The organism is Acinetobacter sp. UBA2063, assembly GCF_002333245.1.
In the GTDB taxonomy this organism is placed as follows: domain Bacteria; phylum Pseudomonadota; class Gammaproteobacteria; order Pseudomonadales; family Moraxellaceae; genus Acinetobacter; species Acinetobacter parvus.
This window is the reverse complement of the sequence record NZ_DDAH01000270.1, coordinates 3,555-4,188: the sequence shown is the minus strand read 5'-3', so window position 1 is coordinate 4,188 and position 634 is coordinate 3,555. Positions and strand designations below refer to the sequence as shown.

Genomic DNA, 634 nt, shown 5'->3' with positions numbered 1-634 from the left:
ATACGGCATAAGGCCAAAATCTGATTACGCTCATCGGCATCCTCATCCCAATGCGCCACAATCGAGGGATAGGTGTCTGCCATTGCCTGCCAGAGGTGCTGTTCAGGAATTGCCGTTGACCACTGTGTCAAACTTGGCCCCAACAAACTACGATGATGCATTTGTGCTTTCTTCAGCAAAATAGTCAGATCAGGGTCTGTATGTGCGCGGAGCAAAGTACCCTGGTTTAACTCCTCCCGTAACCATTCTCCAAATTGTAGTTCGTAGCTGAGTGGATAACTGCCTGAAAGAATTTGCGCTTTAAGTACGATGGTGACTTCAAGTGCACGCTGTGCAGCCCCAATTGGATACGAAATTTTTAATAAGGTTTCTGCCAGTTGCAGTCGTTGCTGGAGTGTCAGTGCTTGACTCACCACAACCAAAACATCCAGATCACTTTCTGGACCTAGCCCGCCATCAACAGCTGAACCATACAGATAAATGGCAAAGAGGGATTCACCCAAAAGCTGCTGTAAAGATCCTGTTAACTGTTCGAGTTGCAAGGTTTCGGACATGCTTGACCTCTTTTTTCAATCGCATAAAAAAAGGCAGGATTTTCATCCTGCCCTTCATCTTATTCCCACTCAATCGTTGC

The 634-nt window shown here is 46.4% G+C and carries 1 protein-coding gene; it reads right to left on the bottom strand.

The window, feature by feature from the left end; genetic code table 11:
• On the bottom strand, positions 1 to 554 hold a 554-nt coding region (locus tag B4H32_RS12605), incomplete at its 3' end, for a nucleotidyltransferase domain-containing protein (protein WP_286803373.1).
• Positions 555 to 634 lie beyond the last annotated feature (80 nt).